Origin of the sequence: Dietzia massiliensis, assembly GCF_018390595.1 — a bacterium.
GTDB lineage: Bacteria > Actinomycetota > Actinomycetes > Mycobacteriales > Mycobacteriaceae > Dietzia > Dietzia massiliensis.
In genome coordinates this window covers 1-483 of sequence record NZ_JAHBAV010000157.1, presented here as the reverse complement: position 1 = coordinate 483, position 483 = coordinate 1, and the positions used below count along the sequence as shown (strand labels likewise).

The following is a 483-nucleotide window of genomic DNA, read 5'->3' as shown; positions in this document are numbered from 1 at the left end:
ATTTCCGCGGTTACAACGTGGATCTCATCGCCAACCGCAGCCGGATGCTGACCTTCCGCCGCAGCACCGTCGGCCGCGACTGACGCTCAGCGTGCGCTGCCGGTTTTGACCGCCAGCAGCGCATCCGCCAGCCGCCGTTTGTCGGCGGCGCTGAGATTCACCTGATCCACTGACGCCATAAACGCCGCCCGATCCGCCTCGCCGAGCGGGCCGGCGCGCAGCCGCTCCGCCAGCCGTTGCAATATCTGGCTGCTCAACTGCGCAATCTCCGGGCGCACCGGCGCCAACGGCCGTGGCTGCCAGCCGGGTTCCGGGCTCGCCAGCCAGTCGGCGCGATAGCGGTACTGAATCGCCTTGGCGGCGTTCATCTGCGCGGCGATAAAAGGCCGTACCGACGCGGGCTCAAGCCCCAAACGCCCCGCCTCCGCCTGCGCGCTGGCCAACACCTTCGCCTCCTGCGCCAGGTCTTCGATCGGCAAATGC

Annotated in this window: 1 protein-coding gene; it reads right to left on the bottom strand. The window is 68.5% G+C overall.

Going from position 1 to position 483, the window contains the following annotated elements:
* Positions 1-86: 86 nt before the first annotated feature.
* Positions 87-483 (bottom strand): gamma subclass chorismate mutase AroQ (gene aroQ / locus KHA85_RS20115; protein WP_213186648.1); only part of this gene is annotated, 397 nt, incomplete at its 5' end.